General features: G+C 73.3%; 4 protein-coding genes and 1 pseudogene. 2 read left to right on the forward strand and 3 right to left on the reverse strand.

All coding sequences use genetic code 11. The features are described from left to right. The 3 genes and pseudogenes from B7767_RS09575 to B7767_RS09585 form a co-directional block, all read right to left on the reverse strand. Positions 1-250, reverse strand: a pseudogene (locus B7767_RS09575) (aldehyde dehydrogenase); the annotation flags it as partial. Then, positions 250-1350 carry a phenazine antibiotic biosynthesis protein gene (locus B7767_RS09580; RefSeq protein WP_085571814.1) on the reverse strand — a complete coding sequence of 367 codons (1101 nt, stop codon included), beginning with the start codon at positions 1348-1350 and terminating at the stop codon, positions 250-252. The gene B7767_RS09580 and the pseudogene B7767_RS09575, both read right to left, overlap by 1 nt. Before the next feature lie 50 nt (positions 1351-1400). Further along, positions 1401-2144, reverse strand: a complete 744-nt coding sequence (locus B7767_RS09585) for a PIG-L deacetylase family protein (protein WP_085571816.1) — start codon at positions 2142-2144, stop codon at positions 1401-1403. Between the two features lie 164 nt (positions 2145-2308). On the opposite strand from B7767_RS09585, the gene B7767_RS09590 reads away from it, so the two are divergent. Beyond that, positions 2309-3907, forward strand: coding sequence for a ubiquinol-cytochrome c reductase cytochrome b subunit (locus B7767_RS09590; protein WP_085571815.1), 1599 nt, complete (start codon positions 2309-2311; stop codon positions 3905-3907). Between the two features lie 196 nt (positions 3908-4103). Next, positions 4104-4403, forward strand: a 300-nt coding sequence (locus tag B7767_RS09595; protein WP_143652313.1) for a cupin domain-containing protein, incomplete at its 3' end; no start/stop codon positions are given.

The raw sequence follows: 4403 nt of genomic DNA on the forward strand, positions 1-4403 counted from the left end.
CGCCGACGGTGCCGGTGGCGAACTCCTCGCCGGCCGCCCCCAGCAGCGCGTCCAGGCCGTCCGTCGGCACGGGTTCGGCCTTGCGCAGCGCGGACAGCGCCCGGTCGACGTACACCGGCGGCACCAGGCTCAGCCGTGCCACCTCGGCGCCCGACACATCCGTCACCGCCTCGGGCACCCGCGTCCGGTAGGGCCCTCGGGGGCCCAGCGCGTCCAGGTGGACCGGTCCGGTGGTCCCGGTGGCCGGCATCAGTACACGCCCTCGATGACCGTCTCGCCCCGCACCGTCGGCACCGGCGCCACGTCCGCGACGGCGTCGCCCGCCCGACCGCCGGCCGGCCGGACGCGCACGGCCGTGTCGCGCTCGGCGTTGTGGGGGATGAGCATCGACTTGCTGACGTGGCTGACGATCACCCGGCCCCGTTCACCGACCCCGGCCGGCGCCCCGGTGCCGGCGTCGACGACCGACAGGAACACGTACGGCGACACCGGGTCGAACACGCAGGGCCCCGACGCGTCGCCACCGGCCCGTTCGAGCAGTGCGGTGAGCATCATGGTGTTGCCGTACATGCCGATGAGAGGCACCTCGGGGAAGACCTCGGTGGCCAGCAGGTGGCGGGTGTCGGGGTCCATGTGGGTGCCGCCCCAGAGGATCGCCCGGACGGAGCCGTTGATCCGCTCCAGGAGGTCGTCCTCGCGGGCGAGGCGTTCCAGCAACGGGGTGGTGGCGGCGAGCACCCCGATGTCCTGGGTGAGCAGGATCCGCCGGCACTGTTCGACGAGATGGCCGGTGTAGGCCTCGACCTCGTCGTCCCGGCCCGCGGCGGCCAGCTTCCGCACCCAGCGGGGGTCCATGTCGACGCCCAGTGCCGGGCCGCCGAGGGAGGCCGCCGCCCGTCGCAGCACGTCCCCCACCAGGTGCGGGCCGGTCGGTGCCACGGTCAGCCACTGGGCGCCGACGGGCAGGCCGTGCTCCCGCAGCCGCCTGTCGACCTGCTCCGTGCTGTGCCGCGCCCAGTCGTCGAGCTGGACGACCCGCTTGGGCGCCCCGGTCGTTCCGCCGCTGTCGAAGACGTTGACCAGCCGGGCGTCGCTCCCGTAGCCCCGGGGGACCAGGTCCGCCACGGGGACGTCGCGCAGTTCGTCGGTCAGGTCGGGGAAGAGCGCGAGGTCGTCCACGCCCCTGACGTCGTGGCGCGGACAGAAACCGAGCCGGCCGGCCCGGTCGAGCCAGTAGCGGGAGCCGGTCGACGGACCGAAGTGCCAGCGCATGGCCGCGCGTACGAACTCGTCCGGATCGACGCCGTCGAACGGTCCGGCGTCCAGGACGGCGGGGGACTCGTGCCTCATGGAGGGTTCTCTCTCGAACGTGGGGGATCAGGGGATCGGGCGGCGCCCGGTCACCGGCCGAACAGCTCGAAGGCGACGGCGGGCCGCCCGCCGAACCGCGGGGCGTGGGCGTGGGTGCTGTCGGCCAGGAAACGGCGCGCGTACGTCTCGGGGTCCTCGTCGGTCAGTGCCTCGAGGTAGGCGCGGTGGTGCAGCAGGGACCGGACCGCCTGTTCGAAGCCGGGCCCGGCGGGGACCGCGTGCGTCGGCGCCGGTGAGTTGGCGACCGCCGCCCACCGGACGCCGTTCCAGGGCCGCAGCCCCTGCCGGGTGAGTCCGGGGAAGATCCAGCGGTTGCCCGCGTCCGCCACCGCGTCCAGCACGGCACGTCCCACGGCCACGTGGTCCGGGGTGTTCCAGGCGCCGTGCCCCCAGGTGTCCCGGTGGTTCAGGGTGATCACCAGCTCGGGCCGGTGCCGCCGGACGGCCGCGGCGATGTCGCGGCGCAGGGCCACGCCGTACTCGATCACACCGTCCCGGTGGTCGAGGAACTCCACGGTGGGGACGCCGACCGCCGCGGCGGCCGCCCGCTGCTCCGACTCGCGCAGCGTCCCGGCCCGTTCGGGCGGCAGGGTGTCGATCCCCGCCTCACCGCGGGTGGCGAGTACGTAGGTGATCTGTCGGCCGTCGGCCGACCAGGAGGCCACGGCGGCAGAGCAGCCGTACTCCAGGTCGTCGGGGTGGGCCACCACGGCCAGGGCCCGTCGCCAGTCGTCCGGCATCGGGCGCAGGGGTGCGGGGGTGCGGTCGGTCATGACCATGTGACCGGACGGCGTCGTGCGTTGTGACACGGGTCGCCCCCGGCCGGTGTCACAACAGAGCGGCACGGGTGGTCTCAGTGACGAGAACCCCGACGCGTCCTGCGCACCACCGTGTCGCGTCGTGGGCTTCGGGAGACGCCGAGATGAGTGGTGAAGAGATGGGCAACGACAGCCGGCCGGTCGGGCCGGGACAGGGGCGTACCGGGGAGCGGCTGGCCCGGTGGACGGCGGTGCGGCTCGGCCACCGGGGCCCGGCCCGTTCCCTCCGGCGCCTGGTCCTTCCGGACCACTGGTCCGTCCTGCTGGGCGAGATCGCGCTCTACAGCTTCGTGATCCTGCTGGTCACGGGCGTCTACTTGAGCTTCTACTTCCATCCCTCCTCGAACCCGGTGGTCTACGACGGCGGTTACCCGCCCCTGCGGGGCCGACCGGTGTCGGAGGCGTTCGACTCGACGCTGCACCTCTCCTTCGACGTCCGCGGCGGTCTGCTGATCCGCCAGGCCCATCACTGGGCGGCGCTGGTGTTCGTCGCCGCGCTGTTCACGCACGTGCTGCGGGTGTTCTTCACGGGCGCGTTCCGCAAACCGCGGGAACTGAACTGGGTCCTGGGCTTCCTGCTGCTGGTCCTGGCCATGTTCGGGGGCCTGACCGGCTACGACCTGCCCGACGACCTGCTGTCGGGGACGGGGCTGCGGGTGGTCCACGGAACCCTCTTGTCGGTCCCGGTCGTCGGCACCTACCTGTCGTTCCTCCTCTTCGGCGGGGAGTTCCCCGGTGACGATCTGATCGCGCGCTTCAACACCCTCCACACCCTTGTCGTTCCGGGGCTGATGGCCGTGCTGTTCGTGGTGTACGCGGTACTGGCCGTCCGGCACCGGCCCGCGCAGTTCCCCGGTCCGGGCCGTACCGAGGACAACGTGGTCGGCCTGCCGCCGCGGGTGTACGCGGTCAAGGCCGTCGGCTTCTTCTTCCTGGTGTCCGGCGTGATCTTCCTCATGGCCGCCGTCGCGCAGATCAATCCCGTGTGGGAGTACGGGCCCTTCCGCCCCGACCAGGTCTCGGCCGGCTCCCAGCCCGACTGGTACATGGGTGTCGCGGACGGGCTCCTGCGGGTGATGCCGGGCTGGGAGACCGACCTCTGGGGCCACACCCTGGCCCTGGACAACTTCCTGCCCCTGCTCTTCGGTGTGCTGCTCTTCCTCGCCATGGCCGTCTACCCGTTCGTCGAGGCGTGGGCGACCGGCGACGACCGGGAGCACCACCTCCTCGACCGGCCCCGCAACCGGCCGGTGCGCACCGGCCTGGGCGTGGCCTGGCTCAGCGTCCACGCGGTGGCGCTGACCGGTGCCGCCAACGACCTGATCGCCCTCCGGCTGCACGTCTCCGTCAACGCCGTGACCTGGGCGGTGCGCATCGGCCTGTTCGTCGTCCCGGTGCTGGCCTACGCCGTCACCGTGCGCCTGGCACTGGGCCTGCAGCGCCGCGACCGGGAGAAGGTGCTGCACGGCCGGGAGACCGGCGTCGTCAAGCGCCTTCCGCACGGCGAGTACGTCGAGGTCCACGAACCCCTGAGCCGGGCGCGGCTGCACACCCTGACCGCGCACGAGCAGTACCGGCCGCTGCCGGCCGCGTCCGTCACCGGACGCACCCGGCGGCTGCGCGCCGGGCTCAGCCGGGCCCTCCACGGCCCCGGCGCACAGGTCCCCAAACCCACGGAGGACGAGTACGAGCGGATAGGCGGCGGGCACGGGTCCTGACCGTGGAGGGGCGGTGTACGCGCCGGGAGTCCTCGGACCGCACGCCGGCGGCCGACGACTCCACCGGGCGTCGCCCGTCACAGATCCGGCGCTCACCCGGTCAGGAGGGCAGAGCGGTCCCCGCGACCGGAACGACCACGCGACGGCGGCCGGGCCCCCGCCCGGACAACGGTGTCATCACGGAAGGTGCGAGTCAGTGTCGGAAAACTCAGCGCATGCCCACCACGGCCACCACGGGCACGGCCACGGAACCGGTGGCGAGGACGGCCCCGGCTGGACCCGGGCGGCGAAGCTGCTCCAGGACGCCGCGCCGATCACCGTTCCCGAAGGTGCCTCGGCGATGACCATCCGCGTCCAGTGGGAGCCCGGGGACCCGGGCACCCCGCCGCACCGCCATTCCGGCCCGGCGTTCGGCTACGTCGTCAAGGGCGCCGTCCGCTTCGAGCTGGAGGGCGAGCCCGAGCGCGTCGTCGAGGCCGGCGGCACCTTCTGGGAG

Source organism: Streptomyces sp. 13-12-16 (assembly GCF_002114215.1).
In the GTDB taxonomy this organism is placed as follows: Bacteria; Actinomycetota; Actinomycetes; order Streptomycetales; family Streptomycetaceae; genus Streptomyces.

Coding starts and splice junctions, on each gene's coding strand:
- B7767_RS09580 (WP_085571814.1), bottom strand. CDS start 1,350: ATGAGGCACGAGTCCCCCGCCGTCCTGGACGCCGGACCGTTCGACGGC.
- B7767_RS09585 (WP_085571816.1), bottom strand. CDS start 2,144: ATGACCGACCGCACCCCCGCACCCCTGCGCCCGATGCCGGACGACTGG.
- B7767_RS09590 (WP_085571815.1), top strand. CDS start 2,309: ATGGGCAACGACAGCCGGCCGGTCGGGCCGGGACAGGGGCGTACCGGG.